Below are 17,028 nucleotides of genomic sequence, written 5' to 3'. Positions count from 1 at the left end.
TTCTTCAAATTGGACTGTTTTATATCCAACGGCGGCGGCGCTTGACGCGGCAAGCGCCGCGCGTCGTCCGTGCGGCAACTGGTAACGTCCGCTCTCGCCGGGCAGCAATGCGGCCACGCGGTCGGGAAACGCGCGCAGAAAACACTGCGAAACCAGATCCGGCCAGTTTTTGCCGCCGTTGCCCGCGCCGCCCGAGATTTTTCTGGCCGCCCGGCAGGCGGAAGCGGCCGCTCCCGGGTTCAGTCCCGCGGTGCGGCAGGCGTGGCTTTCGAAATTTGAAGCCGCGCAGAAATCAAGCGCGCGGACTATGGCGGACAGGTCGGACCGGAGCGGCGTATCGCAAATTTCGTCCAGCCGCGCGCTGTTCAGCCGCAGGCTGCGTTCCTGCGCGGCCGCCGCCACAAGCGCGCATTCACGCGCGCAGCCAAGTTTTTCCGCCTCAATCATCATCCGGCTGTAGCGCGGGTGCAGCGGATAACGCGCCATTACCCTGCCCTGAGCGGTAAGTTCGCCGGCCGGGCCGGTCGCGCCAAGCGTTTTCAAAAGCGCTTGCGCGCGAAGAACTGATTGCCGGTCCGGCGCGTCCAGCCAGTCAAGCGACTCAAACCCCGCCAGCCCGCAGGCCTTAAGGTTTATAAGCGTTTCGCTAAGCTCCAGCCGCAGGATTTCCGGCTCCAGCGCAAGCGGACGGTACGGGTTTTCCCGTTCCGTCCACAGCCGCGCGCAGACACCCGGACTTACCCGGCCGGCGCGCCCGGCCCGCTGCGTTGCAGATGGCGCCGCGATTTTTTCGGTGAACAGGGTGTTGAGCCCGCGCGCGCCGTCAAACCGCGCGATTTTGGCGAGCCCGCTGTCTATCACGGCGGTCACTCCGTCTATCGTGAGCGAGGTTTCCGCGACATTGGTGGCGATTATGATTTTTCTGCGGGCCGATTGAGCAAGCGCGGCGTTCTGCTCGGAAACCGGCAGTTCGCCGTGCAGCGGCCTGATGTCGAAACCGGCCAGCGCCGGAATTTTCGCGAGCGCTGCGGCTGTTTTGGCGATTTCATACGCGCCGGGCATGAATATCAGGGTGTGTCCGCCGGCGGCTGCGCTGAGGCGGGCGCAGGTTTCGGCGGCGGAGTCCCACACCGGCAGTCTGGCGGCCGCGCTGTCGCAATAGCTGATTTCCACCGGATAGCTGCGGCCCTGCGCCTGTATTATTTCACACGGCCCGAGATATCTCGCGAGCGGTTTTTCATCCAGCGTGGCCGACATTACTGCCACCAGCAGGTCCGGCCGGGCGCTTTTCTGAAGCGCGAGGCAGGCCGCCAGGGCAAGGTCGCCGTGGATGTGCCGCTCGTGAAATTCGTCAAGTATTATGGCGGAGTAGTTTTTTAGAGCCGGATCCGTTATCAGTTCGCGCAGCAAAATCCCTTCGGTTTCATAGATGATGCGGGTGCCGGGGCCGGTTCTGTCGTCAAACCGCACGCGGTATCCCACTTCGCCTCCGAGCCCGCCGCCGCGTTCCCGCGCCACCCGTTCGGCAAGCAGGCGCGCGGCTATCCGGCGCGGCTGAAGCACCGCTATGCGGCCTTTTTGCGAGCCGCTGTCCAGAAGCAGCTGCGGCACTTTTGTGGATTTTCCAGAGCCGGGCGGCGAGGAAATCACAAGGCGGCGGGTTTTAGCCGCCTTGAGTATCGCGTCCGCGTTTTGCAGGATCGGCAACTGTTGCATGGCTTATATTATCCTAAATATGGCCTTGTCCGGTAAATGCGGCGCGAGGGAGGATGCGGATCCGGCGTTCAAATTGATATCATATGCGCATGCTCGATAATGTATGGCGGAATAAAAAGCTGCTGGCGTTTGCGTTGTTCAATGCGGCGCTGTTTTTGATTTTGTCGTTTATGCGGGTGACGCTTACGCCCGATTCCGCGGGTTATATCGGGGATTCCTTCCTGCGCGCGCCGGTCTATCCGCTGCTGATAGCTTTTTTCAAGCTGCTTGTTCCGGCGCATTTCCTGCGTGCCGTTGTGATTTTCCAGACGGCGGCGGTGTTGGCGGCCGTTATCGGGCTGGCGGCTGAAATCAGGCGCAGGTTCGGGCTTTCGGATTTGTTTTTCATGCTGGTCTACCTTGTTCTGCTATGGCCGCTGCTGCCGTTCAGCGGAGGGTTTATCGGCGCGCAGATCATGACGGAGGCCGCAGCTTACGCGCTGTTTCTGTTCGCGGCGCTGTGTCTTTGCCGGGGGCTGGCGCTGAAAGACGCGCGGTGGCTGGCGGCGTTTGTCTGTCTGGGTTGCGGTTCCGTTCTGATCAAGCCGCAGTTTTTGTTCATGCCGCTTTCCGCCGCGGCGATTGTGGCGGCCGAATATTGTTCCGCCCGCAACGCGCGCAGGACGCTTGTTCTGCTGGGCGCGCTTGTGTTGTCGTTTGGCGCGAGCGCGTTGTTCGGGCGGGTTTACAACTATGCGCGGCACGGGATTTTCAAACCGTGTCCGGGGCTGGGTTATCATGCGGCGATGAACGCGCTATTTCTGTCGGACGATTCAGCCGCCGCCCTGTTTTCCGATCCGGCTGAGCGCGCGGCGTTTGAGGATCTGTACGGCAAGGTTAAAGCGGCGGGCATGCGCGCGGCGGATTTTGGCGGGCTTGGCGTTGCCGCATACGCGAGTTTTTCTACCGGCGTGTTTAATCCGGTGGTATGGGACATTGTGGTGCCCTCGCTTGCCGCCTATTGTCCCGCCGGGGCCGGCGCGGACGCGTGTCTGCTGCATGAGGACGCGCTCGGCATGAAAATCGCTAAAAAAATCCTCATGCACAGGCCGGCGGCCTATATTAAGCTGCTGGTCTATAAACTGCTCGCCGGCACCCCGCTTTATTACTGGTTTTTCATAATGGCGGTTTTTTGGCTCAGCGGCTGGCTTTTCATGGTGCGCGGTTCGGCGCGCGCGGGTTTGCTGTTTTGCGCGATACTGATGAATTTAGTCAACTATGCGGGGGTGGGAAGTTTCACGCCTTTTATGCTGCGGCTTACTTTTCATGCGGAATTTCTGCACGCGGCTGTTCTGCTTGCGGCGCTATGGGCCTGTTTCAGCCTGGCGCAGAAACAGGCTGATCCGTAACTGCCGGGTTTTAAACGCAAAAATCCCCTTCCCGGAAGAGAAGGGGATTTTTTCATTTCAAGGAATTACTGTTGAGCCGAAGCGCGGCTGACAAGCGGTTCATTCGCCAGCTGGGTTGCGATATCCGCGCCGGTCTGGCCCTGCGGCACTACGGCGGCAAAGGTTTCGGCGTTGTACGCGTCGGTAATGCACAGGCCGTATTTGGCAAGCAGGCCGGCTTTTTCGTCATCGTTGACTTGCGCTTTGAACGAAAGCCCGTTATCGGTTTCCACCGTTACGGTTTTTTTAAACACCACGGTAATCAGTCTGCGGTAGCTGGTTCTGGTGCGCACGCAGGCCGACATGACTATGTTGCTCCGTTTCAATGTTTCGATCACGGTTTCCGGGGTTTCGCCGCTGGTGACCGAGATAGCGTAAAGCCGTGCGCCATGCTTGATGACTTGCAGGTTGTTGTTCTGAACCAGTTTCTTCATGTTGGCTTTCGTGACATCCGCTTCCAGTCCCGCGCTTGCGCCGGGGACGGCAAAATGCGCCGTCTGCTTAAAGAAAACCGAAAGCTCTTTCGGAGCGGAAGCCGCCAGCTCTGCTTCCGCAGCGGCAGCCAGGCAGGGGAACATCATCGCCATTAATGCCAGATAAATCAGTTTTTTCATTTTATTCTCTCCCGAGCACTTCAATTGGCTTGTGCAAAAGACCAGTCTCACTCATAACAGTTTATCACCCTTGCGCCTGACTGTACAGTGATAAAAGTCCCATGGTGCGGTTGGGCCCTGCCGGATCAGCCGGCTGATTTTGACATAAGGGCACGGCTTGCGCCGCGCTTTTCATTTAAAAATCCCACTTACTTGCCGGGCGGGGAGCAGGCTCTGAGTCCGCTGTGTTTTATGCCGTAGCTGAAATAAATGACGAAGCCTATCGCCATCCAGATAATGAGCCGCAGCCAGGTATCAAACGGCAGCGACGCCATCTGCGCCAGCGCGGCCAGCGCGCCAAGAATAGGCACAAGCGGTACGAAAGGCGTTTTGAAGGGACGTTCCAGTTCGGGGTTTTTATACCGCAGCACCAGCACGCTTACGCACACTATCGCGAAAGCGAACAGTGTGCCGATGGAAACCAGTTCCCCTAAAATATTGATCGGCAGCATCGCGGCGATAATGGCGGCCACTGCGCCGGTCAGGATTGTGGTGATGTGCGGCGTTTTGTGAACCGGGTGCACGCGCCGGAAGACTTCAGGCAGAAGCCCGTCATTCGCCATCGAAAAGAATATGCGCGGCTGGCCCATCAACATTACCAGCACAACCGAACTGAGGCCCGCTATCGCGCCCAGTTTGACGAACGGCCTCAGCCAGTAAAGCCCCTGTCCCGCGGTGTCCACGCCGACAGCCATGGGGTCCGGCACCAGCAGCAGGTTGTACTTGACGATGCCGGTAAGAACCAGCGCCACCGCTATGTAAAGAACCGTGCAGACACCCAGCGAAGCCAGTATGCCCACAGGCATATCCTTCTGCGGATTTTTCGCTTCCTGCGCCGTTGTCGAAACCGCGTCAAAACCTATGTAGGCGAAGAAAATGACACCCGCGCCGCGCATGATGCCGCTCCACCCGAAATGGCCCCATTCGCCCGTATTGGGCGGAATGAACGGTTGCCAGTTGGACGGCACTATATAAGCCGCTCCGAATATTATGAACAGCAGAACCACGCCCACTTTCACCAGCACTATCGCGTCGTTGAATTTGGCGGATTCCTTTATGCCGCGCACCAGCAGCCAGGTGATGGCCGCTATTATCAGCATGGCCGGCAGATTGAACAACGCGGAAACATGAGGCAGCGCGTCCGCGTTTATCCCGGTCGCGGAAAGGGTTTTTGCCAGTTCGGCGGTCAGCGTCTGCCAGCCCTGTCCGGGCACTTCAACAAGTTTTGTCCCGGTCGCGGCGATCAGCTGGGGCGGAAGCTGCAGGCCCACATCCTTTAAAAAGCTTACCACATAGCCAGACCAGCCTACCGATACCGTTGACGCGGCGAACAGGTATTCCAGCACCAGATCCCAGCCGATCACCCAGGCCACAAACTCGCCCATCGTGGCGTAGGCGTAAGTATACGCGCTGCCCGCTATCGGGATCATCGAGGCGAATTCCGCATAGCACAGGCCCGCGAACGCGCAGGCGACGGCAGATATGATAAAGGAAATGATTATGGCCGGCCCCGCGTACTGCGCGGCGGCCTGCCCGGTCAGCACGAAAATGCCGGCTCCGATAATGCCGCCCACTCCTATCATGGTCAGATCAAGCGGGCCGAGCACCCGTTTGAGCGAGTGCTTTTCGTCTGACGATTGGCACATCAGGTCATGTATGGATTTTCTTGCGAAAAGTTTTTGTTTCATTGCCTTTCCTTTGCGGCGGACTGATTCAACGTGTTACATATTATCTTTTATAAACACGTTATGCAAAACGGCGTCTTGACTGCCTGAAATGACCAGCGGCTTTTAAAATGCTATATTTATGTGATTTTTTATGCAAACCATTGTTCAGGAGAAGCTATGTCCAGAGGAATACTGTCGCGCCGTTCTTGCCGCTGCTTGAAATTGTTGGCGCTGCTGACTGCGGTGCTGTGCGTGTCAAAGCTGGCGAAAGCTGCGGAATTTGAGGATCTTGGCGCGCTGGGCGCCGGCAATTCGATTTCCCGCAATGTTTCAGCAGACGGGCGGATTGTTGTTGGAGAAACCGTGATTGCCGGCGGAAACACCCACGCGTTCAGTTACGCCAACGGCACGATGACGGATATCGGCACGCTCGGCGGCTCCGATTCGTACGCATTGGGGATTTCGGCTGACGGAACCGTTACGGTGGGCTATAGCGACATTGCGGGCGACGCGGTTTCCCGCGCTTTCAAATACATCGGCGGCGTAATGACCGATCTGGGCACGCTGGGCGGGAGCGGTTCCGCCGCCTGGGATGCGTCCTCCGACGGGTCGGTAATAGTGGGCGAAAGCTGGACAACCGGAGATGCCGGCATACATGCGTTCAGGTACGCCGGCGGTTCCATGACCGATCTGGGCACGCTGGGCGGCACTCTTTCCACCGCGTATGCCGTTTCGGCCGACGGCTCCACCATTGCCGGGTACAGCGCGGTAGCCGGCGGCGACCGGCACGCTTTCAGGCATTCCGGCGGTGTAATGACCGACATCGGCACGCTCGGCGGTTCAAACGCTTATGCGATGGCGGTGTCCGACGACGGGGCCGTGCTCGCGGGCTATAGCGCCATCACCGGGAATACCGCCGTTCATGCGTTCGAGTATTCCGGCGGCTCCATGACCGATATCGGCACGCTGGGCGGCACCGTCTCCCGCGCGCGCGGCATTTCCGGCGACGGCCGTGTTATAGTGGGGGAAAGCAATATTCCCGGAGATGCCGTGTCGCACGCCTTTAAATATGTGAGCGGCACGATGACGGATATCGGCACGCTCGGCGGCAGCGGTTCCGTGGCGCGGGCGGTTTCTTCCGACGGGTCCGTAATCGTGGGCGAAAGCCAGACCGCGGGGGATTCCGCCTGGCACGCGTTCGCCTACCGCACTCAGATGACCGATGTGGATAATACGAAAACCGCCATCGCGAACAACGGCCGGCAGCTCGATTCGCTGCTGAACCTGAAGAATTTCCTGCTGGCGCAGAGTCTTGACTACGACTGCGGTTTTTATGATAAAAGGGGGATCTGCCTTTCCGTAAGCGGCTGGCATTATGCCGGAAACGAAACCGCAAACGCGGCGCAGACGGCTTCCACCCTTAAAGCGGGTTACCGGTTAAGCCCCCGGCTTCGGGCCGGGCTTTTTGTTGATCTGGTTTTCTCGTCCACCAACCCCGATAATTTCGACGCGAAAAAAACGCCGCTTTTCGGCGGGTTCGTAGTTCTTGGCGATAACGGGAGCGGCCTTGGCCCGCAGCTGAAACTTTCAGGAGCGTCGAACGAGGCGGACGTTTCCATCACCCGGAGCGTTCTGTCCAACACCGAGGCCGGCAAAGGCGACAGCACTTTCTGCAGCACCGGGTTTCAAGGCGAAGCCAGCTACGGTTTCAAGACCGGTTCTGGCTGGAGCGCCATTCCCTACGCCGGTCTGCGCTGGACGGAAGTTCTGCGGCGCGCCTATACCGAAACGGCGGGTGCCGCATTCCCCGTCACTTACAACAAAATAACCCAGAAACAGACGACAGTTCTGCTGGGCGTGCGCGCCAAACGGCAATTATCCGAAGCGTTTGGTTTTGAGGCGGGCGGCGGACTGGAATATGACATCAGCAGCGATCTTAACGGTTATTCCGGCACGATAGACACGCTGGGCGCTTTTGAACAGGACGCTCCCGCCGTTACAAAAGCCCGCGCTGTCGGCGGTCTGACCGCTTATTACAACCTCTCCGGCACCCAGCGGCTTGGCGTGGGTGTGAGCCTGCGCAGGCAGGCTCTGGAAAATGTGTCCGGCACGATCGTTTCCGGCCAGTATTCGATAGCGTTTTAACGTTTTTGGCGGAGTCGGCCAGGACGTCGTCGGCTTAAAGTTACGGCTGCTCAAAATCGGGCGGGCCGTGCGGCTGGAGCGAAGTGAAATGGCGGAATGTTTCGGGGCGGTCTGCAACGCCCGTTCCAAAATGCTTATTCTGGGCAGCATGCCGGGCGAAGCTTCGCTTCGGGCCGGGCAGTACTACGCGCATCCTCGCAATTCGTTCTGGCCGGTTATGGAGTGTATTCTGGGCGCGCGGGCCCCGCTGTCATATCGCGCCCGGCTCGCGCTTTTGAAAAAGCACCGCATTGCGCTATGGGATGTGCTGGGTTATTGCGCGCGGCGCGGCAGCGCCGATTCGGCCATTGACATGAAAACCGCGCGGGCGAACGATTTTGAATCTTTTTTCCGCGCGCATAAAAGCATAACGGCGGTGTTTTTTAACGGCTCGAAAGCCCAGGCCTGTTATAACCGGTATGTCCTGCCGGCACTGGGGCCTGACTGCGGGAAGCTGCGGTATTTGAAACTGCCATCCACCAGCCCCGCTTACGCGACACTTTCCGCGGCTCAGAAAACCGCGCTGTGGAAACGCGAAATCATGCCGGGCCTGGCTGAAGAGCCGGGTTAGACCGGTTTTGCGCGGCAACGGGAGATTGGTTTATACCGGTGCGCGCGCCGGGCAGTTTGCCGCATAAGGACAACGCTTGATTGCGCGCTTGAGTGTCCTGCGCATATACCGCCGCCGCGCATGCCCTTTGTAAAACATGGCGCGGTGCGGCCCGCCTACCGCGTCCCGGACCACGCCGGAATGTTAATAGAGCAGATATTTTCTGCGGGTTTTTACGAATGCGCGGTTCGACCTGTCGAAATCCGCCATGATGTCCCGCGCGGACGCGCCGGTTTTGTAAAGTTCTTCAAACCGGGTGCTGCCGGTCATATTTTTCATGCCGGACCATCTGAATTCAACCGGCTGGCCCGTGTCGCGCAGGGCGCAGGCGATGGCGACGAACAGCTCGACAGGCCGCAGCAGGTTTTTATCTGTTATCCGCAATTCCATGCCGGGGCAGGCCTGTCCGGCGTAGAGATCGGCGGCGGGCGTTTTCGTGACTTTTTTAAATTCCACGCCGTCCAGTTTTTCCCGCAGGACCGGCCCGATCGTTTTTTCGGGATCGAACCACGGTGCGCCTATCCACATGAACGGGTTGTCGGTTCCGCGCCCGACCGACAGGTTCGACGCTTCAAAGCAGCCTGTTCCGCTGTACATTATGGCGGCGTCGGGGTTGCGGATGTTGGGGGACGGATTGATCCACCGCAAGCCGGTCTCGGCGAAAAACATCGGGCGCTTCCAGCCTTTCATTACGATCACCCGCGGTCTGGTTTTCAGTTTCATGGCGGCGGCGTGAAACAACGCCATTTCTCCGGGCGTGAAACCGTGGCGGACTGGCACGGCGAAATAGGCGGTGAATTCGGATATGGCGGGGTCGAGCACGGGGCCTTCCACTATAGCTCCGCCGGCCGGGTTTGGCCGGTCAAGCACGAAAAATTCCAGTCCCGCTCTGTCGGCCGCTTCAAGCGCGTAACCCATGGTGGTGAGATAGGTGTAGAAGCGCGCGCCCACGTCGGCGATATCGAAAACCAGCGCGTCGAGCCCTTTCAGCGTTTCCGGCGCGGGCCGGCGCGTTTTCCCGTACAGGCTGTAAATTCTCACGCCGTGCGCCGTGTCAGTTGAGTCAGCCACATGCGCGCCGCCCTCGGCGGAGCCGGAGAAACCGTGCTCCGGACTGAATATCGCCGCGAGCGTTATGCCGGGCGCGGTGGCGAAAACGTCCGCTATCGGGCGGCCGTCTTTTGTCACGGCGGTCTGATTGGCGATCAGGCCGATCCGTTTGCCGGCAAGCGGTTTGAAGTTCTGCGCGATCAGGACGTCCAGCCCGGAGTCTACGGCGGCGGAAAGTCCGGGCGAAAAAAGCAGCAGCGCAGAGGCCAGAGAAAATATATGTTTCATGGTTTTATTGCAAGGCAAAAGCCGCGCGCGTCCGCGCGGCCTGGCAAAGCGTATTATTTGAAGCTGTCGAGCAGTGCTGCGAGCGTGAGCACGGTGCGCGGCGGCTGGCTGCCGTGGTTCGGGCCGGTGCAGACGAACGTTACCGCCGGCCTGGAAAACGCGGCCAGAACGGTTTTATCCTTTCTGGCGACCGCGTCAATATATTTCGAAAGATAGGCGCGGGAAAAAGCGAGCCGGATTTCCGCTTTCGGCGCGCATGCCTGCAGTTCCGGCCCGGGTGTTTTTTTGCGCATGGTTTCCACCGCCGCCGCCACGTTTTTCCGCACTTTTTCGCTGTTCCATAGCCAGTTGGTTTTCGCGTAATCGCCCAGCGCGGTTTTGAAATTCGCGGAAAATCCGGAATCCGGCTGCACTCCGACCAGACTCGGGCCCGCGCCGGGTCTGGCTACGGTCAGGTAGCTGAACAGCAGGCCGGCTGTTTCGCCGCGGTACGGCTGTATTCTGGCGTTCAGCCCGGCAAGCGGAATGTGGTAGGCGGTTACCGCTCCGGCCGAGGAAAATTCGGCGGTCAGTTCCGTGTCCGTCGCGGTCACTCTGGCGAGTGTTTTAAGCGGCTCGGGAAAAAGCAGGTATTTGCTGGTGTAAAGGCACAGCGCGGTTGCGTCGGCGCCGGAAAACGCCACCCAGGCCCGCGCGTTCCTGTCGTGCAGTGTCCGTACCGCGTTATCCTTGCCCAGCGCCGACAGATCGCACACGTTTATATCGGCGCCGGCATGAACCGCGGGGACCGAGAGCAATGCCGCAAGCGTTAAAGCGGTTTTCAATTTCATTGATGCCTCCGTCATTCCTTTTTTGAGAGCGGGTGGAACCATACGCCCATGTAAACGGCGTTGTCGGTGAAGTGCCGGAGCCACGCCCGGCGCGCGTACAGGCCGACAGGATGCACGGTGTAAATCTGGGGCGCATCGCCGAAACCGGTGTTCTGGATCTGCCGGTACAGCGCGCGCCGTTTCGCCGCCGACTGTTCCCGCACCGCTTTTTCAATCAGCGTGTCCAGTTGGGGGTTTGAATAACCCTGTATCGAGGCGTAGCGGCCGCGGCTGTGCAGAAACGGAAAAACGAAATTATGCGCGTCCGGATAATCACCGGTCCAGCCGCGCGTGAAAAGCGGCATCATTTTGTTCTGTGCCTTGTCCAGATACGCGGCCCATTCCAGGCCGCGCAGCTCGATCCTGAATTTCGGGTTCAGTTTCTCTACGTTGCGTTTAAGTATTTCCGCCGCCAGCTGGCGCACCTCTCCGCCCAGATTATAGGTGAGCGTGAATTTGAAGCCCGTGTTCCACAGTTTTCCTCCATACGCCTTGCGGAAATAGGTTTCGGCTTTCTGAGGATCGAAAGAATAATGCCGGATATCCGGTGTGTAACCCGCCAGACCCGGCGGAATGCAGCCGATGGCGGGTTCCGCCCGGTTTTTCAGGCCCTGCTTCAGGTACCCGCTGTAATCAAACGACCAGGCGAACGCGCGGCGCACGTCCGGCTCGGAAAAAAAATCCGGCGGGATACCCTGTCCGTCGAGTTTTCCCGATCCTATGTCCGGATTGCCCTCGCCGTTTACCTTGAACACGAAAAAGAACACCGGATCGGTCTTCAGGCGCGGCAGATTGTTTTCCACCACCACGTTTTTCATGCCGGCCAGCTGATCGGCGAAAGTGGTGGGCACGTCTATTATATCCGCGTCGCCCGCTTCGAGCATAAGCCGGCGCGTGCCGAACTCCGGCACGGTGGCCAGCACTATTCTTTTTATCGCCGGAGGTTTGCCCGAGTAAGCCGGGTTGGCGTCCAGAAACACTTTGCGGCTTTGGCGGTCCCAGCGGGCAAGCCGGTAAGGGCCGGTGCCGTTCATCTTGTCAAACAGGCCGGATTTTTCGCGGTCTTTGTTGGCGAATTCTTCCCAGTTGCCGGGCGAGCCGTCCCATTCGCCCTGCGCGGCGCACCATTTCCGGTTCATCACATAAGACCAGCGCGCCATGATCGAGAGAAACGGCGCGAACGGAGTCTTGAGCCTGATAACGACATCCTGCCCGTCAACCGTGACGGCTGCCGCGGCGTCTTCAAAATTCACGGCGGGTTTGCCTTTGTCGTCGCGCGTGGAGGATATTCCGAGGATCGGTTCCAGAAGCAGTACCGCCGGCCCGCCAGCCGGGTCGGTGAGCATGAACCGCAGCAGCGAGTAGCGCACGTCGTCGGGCGTGAGCGGCGAGCCGTCGGAAAACCTTATCCCTTTTTTTATCGGGAAACGGTAGGTGCGCCCGTCTTTTGAAATCAGGCCGTTTTGCGCGGACGGAATTTTTTCCGCCAGTACCGGCACATACTCCGTAAGCGACGGGCCTTTGAATGCGATCAGCGTTTCATAGACATTGAAAATTATCCCCTGGCTCACGCCGTCATACGGATATACCGGGTCGAGCGAAGCCGGCTCGCCCTGGTGCGCGTATACGAGCATTCCCGGGTTTTTTGCCGCCGCGAACGCGCCGGCGCACAAGGCAAGCAGGCCCGCGCCGGCCAGCGTTATTTTAACTGTCTTTGACAGCTTTGCGGAAATGGATGCTGTGCCCATCGGTTTGTTCTCCCTGTTTCAGATCTTTCAGTTTCTTGCCGAACCGTTTTTTAAACGTTGTTTCGGCGACCTGTTTTTTGTTGCGGCAGGCTTCTATCAAATCTTCACCGCCGGTGTAGAGCAGAACGTGCTCCATTTCGCCCGGCTCGTTTTTTTTCGACACGAAAACCAGATCGCCCGGCTCAAGTTCACCGGGTGAAACGGCCGGCGTCGCCCGGTACTGCGCGTCGGCGTTGCGCGGCAGGTTGATTCCGTATACCCGGTAAACCAGATTGACCAGGCCGGAACAGTCTATCCCGTTTATCGTGCGCCCGCCCCACCGGTACGCAGCGTTCTCGAATACGCGCGCCAGTTCCGCTGCTCCGCGCCGCAGTCCGGCCGGGTCAAGCCCTTCGGGACAGGCCAGCAGATCCCTGGTTTTCACAAACAGCGGCGCGCAGTCCGGCAGCGCGACGGTGGTGTAGCCTTTTTTTGCCGGCGCGGACCGCGTGAGCGGGCACAGCCGGGTGCCCATGAAAAGTTTCACCGGCTTTTCTTTTCCGTCCTGCAGGCTGATGGCTTCGGTTTCGGGTTTTGCTACAGTATAAGCGTAGCCATAGGCTGAACCCCAGCCAAGCGTGTCAGCTTTCACCCAGCCGGGATAGCCGCGCCAGCAGGAGTCAATATCGTCCGCGCAGGGCGCGCCGGTGTAATAGCCCTGCTCAAGGCTTTCCACTTCGGCCCAGCCGTTTTTGAAGGATTTCACCAGCACCGCTTCGTTAAGGAAAAACTGCGATTGCAGTGCGCCGGGTTTGCCGTCCGCGCCGGGCTGACTGTGCAGGCCGGCAAGGGGGACGCCTATGCGCATCACGCGCGGAAACCGGTTTTCCACCCGGTAGGCCAGCCCGTTTTTGTTTTTCAGCCACGCTCGCGCGAACTGCGCGCGCTGATAGCGGCGGGGCACGTCTTTTTCTTTTTCCGCGGCGGGGTCGTTCACCAGCACGCCGCCGCGCGCGTCAAAACCGCGGATGACCACGAGGTGTCCTTTCGTGGCGTTGACCGGCGCGTTTTTCAGCCCGCCGCTGCCGTACGTTATGCTGGCTGTTACCGGATAACCCAGCGCGACGGCGCGCTCGGCCTGCGCCAGCGAGTTGAATTTTTCCACGAACGAATACAGCCCTTTCGAGCCGGCGTAGGCAGTGTTGAAGAACCAGTTGCCGAAAATGTCGGTTTTAGCGTCATACACCCGGCCGGCTATTTCGGTGTTGGTGAGCCTGGCGCCGAAATATTCCATAGTCATGCCGAGCGAAACGGGGCTGCAGATGCTGTCGGCATCCAGTTCTTTTTCCCCGCGCTGGCTGCGGGCCGGCACGGCGAGATCGCGTACAGGGTTGAGCCAGCCGGGCCTGCCGGGGAACACCGCGGATAACGATTTCACGGCCTGCCGCTGAGAGTAGCCAGCTCCGCTGTCGGAAAAATTCAGCGCGGCCAGCCGCAGAACCGGCATGATGATGCTGCGCGTTTGCATAGTCACCCGGAACCGGCAGAAGCGCATTCTTGTTTTCAGCACGAGCTGATCGGTGTCAACCGCTCCGAACGCGTCTTGCTGCGGGCCGAAACTCGCGGACGCGCCCTCCGGATTAAATTTTCCGATCCTGTACCAGCGGCTCCAGACCGGTTTCCCGGTTTTATCCGTCGTGCCGGCCTGAATTTCCGCCAGGAGAAAACTTTTCGGCGGCAGGAACGCGTTTACTGAAAGCACCAGCCGGTCAAACGGGAACGCTGCGGTTATCACGCCCGATTGCAGCGTGCCGCTTGATTTGCGTCCGCCTGCCGCGCGGATTACGCTGAAAAGCCCGTCCGGCAGCTCGCGCCTTTCGAGGTTGTCGGTTTTCGCGGTTTTGAGTTCGGCGGCGTTTACGAAAACCGCCGTGCAGGACGGATAGAGTTGTTTGCAGAAATTCCCGGCGTGGCAGAGGCCGGATTGAATGAAAGAGAGAAGGGTTGCTGTCATGATAATCCTCAGCATAGCCTGTCAAGCGCCGATTTGAACTCCGGGCTGAACTCGCCCGAAAATACCGGGGTTACCGGGCCGGAGAGTGTGAGCCGGCCGTTGCCGCCGGCCGTTACCGTCACCGCGCCGCCGGGCATGGTTACTGACACCTTGTCTTCGAGCAGGCCCAGCCGCCGGCCTGCCGCCATAGCCGCGCACGACGAACTGCCCGAGGCCAGCGTATAGCCCGAGCCGCGTTCCCAGATCTGGATTTCCAGTTTGTCCGCTGCGATACGCCGCGCGAACTGCACATTGGTTTTGCGTGGAAACATGACGTGGGTTTCCAGCAGCGGGCCGAACCGGCGGGCCAGTTCCGGCGAAATTTCGTCAAGGAAAACCACGCAGTGGGGTATTCCTACGCTTAATGCGGTAACGCGGAAAGTTTCACCGTCGAGCTCGACGGGTTCGCTGATTATTTCGCGTGCCGGGCCTGAGGCGGGCACGTCGGCTGAATTGAATGACGGCGCGCCCATGTCGGCCGAAACGATATCGTCCGGCCCGATGGCCACGGGGGTTTCGCCGCTGAGCGTGGCGATGACAAACGAGTCAGCGTCCGCTATTGCGCGATCGCGCAGGTATTTTGCGAAAATGCGGATTCCGTTGCCGGATTTTTCCGCTTCCGACCCGTCCGCATTGAAAATTTTCACTTCGGGCAGACCGTTTGCGTTGAAGAAGGGGCCGTAAAGCACGCCGTCGCCGCCCGCGCCGGTATGGCGGGCGCAGAGCGCGGCGGCCAGTTTTTCGGTCACCGGGAAATCCGACACGGCGGGATCAATCACGATGTAATCGTTTCCGAGCGCGTGATATTTGAAAAAGTCTGGCATGGCTGAACAACCGTCCGGGCGATGCGGGAAATTGTATCGGGGCATCCGGACTTGAACCGGAAGCCTCCTGCTCCCAAAGCAGGCGCTCTGCCACTTGAGCTATGCCCCGAAAAACAGCCTCTATATCTTACAAAAGCCAAAGCCATATATAAAGGAGAAAGACAATTGACTTTTTTACGGCAAAATCTTAAGGTTAATTAATATCTTACGTTGTGTTCGGGGGAACAAATGAAGCAAAATAGTGTTACTGGGAATTTTTATTCCGCAATAAAAAACAAACTTAATAATCGTGATTATAGGATTGGGCTGGATTTGGGAGTTGGATCTATTGGATTTTCCATTATAGCAACAGACTCCGAAGGTAGTCCGGAAAGTGTTGTCCATATAGGGTCCCGTATATTTAAATCTTCCGCAGGAGCGGCTACAAGACGTGAAAAGCGCGGGCAACGAAACGCGCATCGGCATAAAATAGAGCGTCTGCGCAAGCTCTGGCGGGTTCTTGCTGCCTCTAATCTTGCATTGCCTTTGCCGCCAGAATTGTTTAAAACAGGGTTTAAAGAAACTTCAGCCGATGGTGAAACATCTAAAAAACGATTTTGTGAAAGCATTTTACGCAAAGACGTGTATTTTTTGCGAAAAAATGCGCTCGATGTAAAATTGGAATTGCAGGAACTGGGTTACGTGATTTATCATCTGGCCAATCATCGGGGCAGTAGTTCTGTTCGGACATTTTTGGAAGACGACGAAAAGACTAGGAACGACGCGAAGAAAATGCAGGGGAAAGCCAATAGAGTCCACGAACTGATGGCGCAAAAAAGTTATCGGACTTATGGGGAATTGCTGTGGGCCGAACGGCTGGAGTGTGCGTCCCGGTCAAAACGCCCCGCTGTGCGTAACCGTGACAACAAAGACGAAATTATAATTACCAGAGATGTTGCTTTGGCTGAATTGAATCGGATTTTGGAACAGCAAAAAAAATTTCATCCAGCAGTCCTGACTAATGAATATTGCGAAAGCATAGTAAATGCGTTCGATTTTGAATATGACAAATTTGTGCCGGAACCGGGCAAATGTCCATATTTTGAAAACGAAAAACGGCTTCCCAAATCACATACTTTGGTTGAGGAACGGCGGCTTTGGGAGGCGTTGAATAATATCCGGGTTTCGATACCGGATTTGGAAGGTGAAAAAGTAGTGAATTTTAAGCCGGACATGGCATTATCCGGGGATCAGAAAGAGCGATTATATAAAATATTAAGATCCGGAACGGATTTAAATCACGCTTTGGTTTGCAGAGAACTGAAGTTGTCAAGATATACCGAAGTGGTTCTGCAAGGCAGGACAAAGGACGTCCGGAAAATCAAAGGATATGCTGGTACGTTGCTGGAACAACAGGATTTCTGGAAACGTTTGACCGGAGCCCAGCAAACGCAGTTTTTTTATGATTGGAATTCGATTAGTGATGACCGGCAACTGCGAAAGGTTTTAAAAGATAAATATGCTCTTGACAGTAATGAGGCCGATTTTGCTTTGCGCGAAATCGAATTATCGTCCGATTACGCGCCAATCGGAAAGACCGCCAGTCAAATCATCTTGCCGGACATAAAAACCGGGCTTTCATTTTTTGAGGCAATAGAAAACGCTTATGAACGGGGAGACATCACGCGCAAAACTAATAATCAGCGGGACACCTTGCCATATTATGGCGAAATTCTGTCTGACAGTACGCAACCCGTGATAGCCAAGGCATTTTCTCAGAAATATGCCGGTAAAAATTTCAAAAAACCGAATACAAACCCCGATGAGGAACACTATGGCAGAATTGCCAATCCGGTAGTGCATCAGACGCTGAATGAACTCCGGAAACTTGTGAATGAAATAATTGAGGCGTCCGGCAGGAACCCCGCAAGCGTTTCGGTGGATGTGGCGCGCGAACTTAAACTTAGAATGGCTGATCGTG

12 protein-coding genes and 1 tRNA gene are annotated in these 17,028 nt (G+C 57.7%); 4 read left to right on the top strand and 9 right to left on the bottom strand.

Going from position 1 to position 17,028, the window contains the following annotated elements; genetic code table 11:
* Positions 1 to 1,716 (bottom strand): helicase-related protein (locus PHW69_06735; protein MDD4004885.1); only part of this gene is annotated, 1,716 nt, incomplete at its 3' end.
* Between the two features lie 89 nt (positions 1,717 to 1,805).
* Between PHW69_06735 and PHW69_06730 the strand changes: the two genes are divergently transcribed.
* Positions 1,806 to 3,104, top strand: coding sequence for a hypothetical protein (locus PHW69_06730; protein MDD4004884.1), 1,299 nt, complete (start codon positions 1,806 to 1,808; stop codon positions 3,102 to 3,104).
* A gap of 65 nt (positions 3,105 to 3,169) precedes the next feature.
* Here PHW69_06730 and PHW69_06725 read toward each other — a convergent pair whose 3' ends face one another.
* On the bottom strand, positions 3,170 to 3,757 hold the full coding sequence (locus tag PHW69_06725) for a hypothetical protein (protein ID MDD4004883.1): 588 nt from the start codon (positions 3,755 to 3,757) through the stop codon (positions 3,170 to 3,172).
* 188 nt (positions 3,758 to 3,945) lie between these two features.
* Complete coding sequence (locus PHW69_06720; GenBank protein MDD4004882.1) at positions 3,946 to 5,484, bottom strand: amino acid permease; 1,539 nt, start codon at positions 5,482 to 5,484, stop codon at positions 3,946 to 3,948.
* Positions 5,485 to 5,640: 156 nt separating this feature from the next.
* On the opposite strand from PHW69_06720, the gene PHW69_06715 reads away from it, so the two are divergent.
* Positions 5,641 to 7,608: an autotransporter domain-containing protein gene (locus PHW69_06715; protein ID MDD4004881.1), complete on the top strand. Its 1,968-nt coding sequence runs from the start codon at positions 5,641 to 5,643 to the stop codon at positions 7,606 to 7,608.
* A gap of 88 nt (positions 7,609 to 7,696) precedes the next feature.
* Positions 7,697 to 8,218, top strand: coding sequence for a DNA-deoxyinosine glycosylase (locus PHW69_06710; GenBank protein ID MDD4004880.1), 522 nt, complete (start codon positions 7,697 to 7,699; stop codon positions 8,216 to 8,218).
* Positions 8,219 to 8,401: 183 nt separating this feature from the next.
* On the opposite strand, the gene PHW69_06705 is transcribed toward PHW69_06710, so the two are convergent.
* From PHW69_06705 to PHW69_06680, 6 genes are all read right to left on the bottom strand, one after another.
* Positions 8,402 to 9,595, bottom strand: coding sequence for a DUF1343 domain-containing protein (locus PHW69_06705; GenBank protein MDD4004879.1), 1,194 nt, complete (start codon positions 9,593 to 9,595; stop codon positions 8,402 to 8,404).
* 53 nt (positions 9,596 to 9,648) lie between these two features.
* Positions 9,649 to 10,425 (bottom strand): hypothetical protein, encoded by a 777-nt coding sequence (locus PHW69_06700; GenBank protein ID MDD4004878.1) that lies wholly within the window; start codon positions 10,423 to 10,425, stop codon positions 9,649 to 9,651.
* Positions 10,426 to 10,436: 11 nt separating this feature from the next.
* Positions 10,437 to 12,212 (bottom strand): ABC transporter substrate-binding protein, encoded by a 1,776-nt coding sequence (locus PHW69_06695; protein MDD4004877.1) that lies wholly within the window; start codon positions 12,210 to 12,212, stop codon positions 10,437 to 10,439.
* Positions 12,169 to 14,205 (bottom strand): NlpC/P60 family protein, encoded by a 2,037-nt coding sequence (locus PHW69_06690; GenBank protein MDD4004876.1) that lies wholly within the window; start codon positions 14,203 to 14,205, stop codon positions 12,169 to 12,171. The genes PHW69_06695 and PHW69_06690 overlap by 44 nt, the downstream gene beginning before the upstream one ends.
* An 8-nt stretch (positions 14,206 to 14,213) precedes the next feature.
* Positions 14,214 to 15,068 (bottom strand): diaminopimelate epimerase, encoded by an 855-nt coding sequence (dapF, locus tag PHW69_06685; protein MDD4004875.1) that lies wholly within the window; start codon positions 15,066 to 15,068, stop codon positions 14,214 to 14,216.
* A 36-nt stretch (positions 15,069 to 15,104) separates the two neighbouring features.
* Positions 15,105 to 15,177: transfer RNA gene (locus PHW69_06680), tRNA-Pro, on the bottom strand.
* Positions 15,178 to 15,296: 119 nt separating this feature from the next.
* Between PHW69_06680 and PHW69_06675 the strand changes: the two genes are divergently transcribed.
* Positions 15,297 to 17,028, top strand: a 1,732-nt coding sequence (locus tag PHW69_06675) for a hypothetical protein (protein ID MDD4004874.1), incomplete at its 3' end; no start/stop codon positions are given.

The sequence above is a fragment of the Elusimicrobiaceae bacterium genome (assembly GCA_028700325.1).
Lineage (GTDB): Bacteria > Elusimicrobiota > Elusimicrobia > Elusimicrobiales > Elusimicrobiaceae > JAQVSV01.
The sequence above is the reverse complement of the archived record's forward strand: the minus strand, read 5'-3'. Positions and strand labels throughout refer to the sequence as shown.

Excerpts from the sequence above, each read along its gene's own strand:
- PHW69_06730 (MDD4004884.1), top strand. The coding sequence starts at position 1,806 with ATGCTCGATAATGTATGGCGGAATAAAAAGCTGCTGGCGTTTGCGTTG.
- PHW69_06725 (MDD4004883.1), bottom strand. The coding sequence starts at position 3,757 with ATGAAAAAACTGATTTATCTGGCATTAATGGCGATGATGTTCCCCTGC.
- PHW69_06720 (MDD4004882.1), bottom strand. The coding sequence starts at position 5,484 with ATGAAACAAAAACTTTTCGCAAGAAAATCCATACATGACCTGATGTGC.
- PHW69_06715 (MDD4004881.1), top strand. The coding sequence starts at position 5,641 with ATGTCCAGAGGAATACTGTCGCGCCGTTCTTGCCGCTGCTTGAAATTG.
- PHW69_06710 (MDD4004880.1), top strand. The coding sequence starts at position 7,697 with ATGGCGGAATGTTTCGGGGCGGTCTGCAACGCCCGTTCCAAAATGCTT.
- PHW69_06705 (MDD4004879.1), bottom strand. The coding sequence starts at position 9,595 with ATGAAACATATATTTTCTCTGGCCTCTGCGCTGCTGCTTTTTTCGCCC.
- PHW69_06700 (MDD4004878.1), bottom strand. The coding sequence starts at position 10,425 with ATGAAATTGAAAACCGCTTTAACGCTTGCGGCATTGCTCTCGGTCCCC.
- PHW69_06695 (MDD4004877.1), bottom strand. The coding sequence starts at position 12,212 with ATGGGCACAGCATCCATTTCCGCAAAGCTGTCAAAGACAGTTAAAATA.
- PHW69_06690 (MDD4004876.1), bottom strand. The coding sequence starts at position 14,205 with ATGACAGCAACCCTTCTCTCTTTCATTCAATCCGGCCTCTGCCACGCC.
- dapF (MDD4004875.1), bottom strand. The coding sequence starts at position 15,068 with ATGCCAGACTTTTTCAAATATCACGCGCTCGGAAACGATTACATCGTG.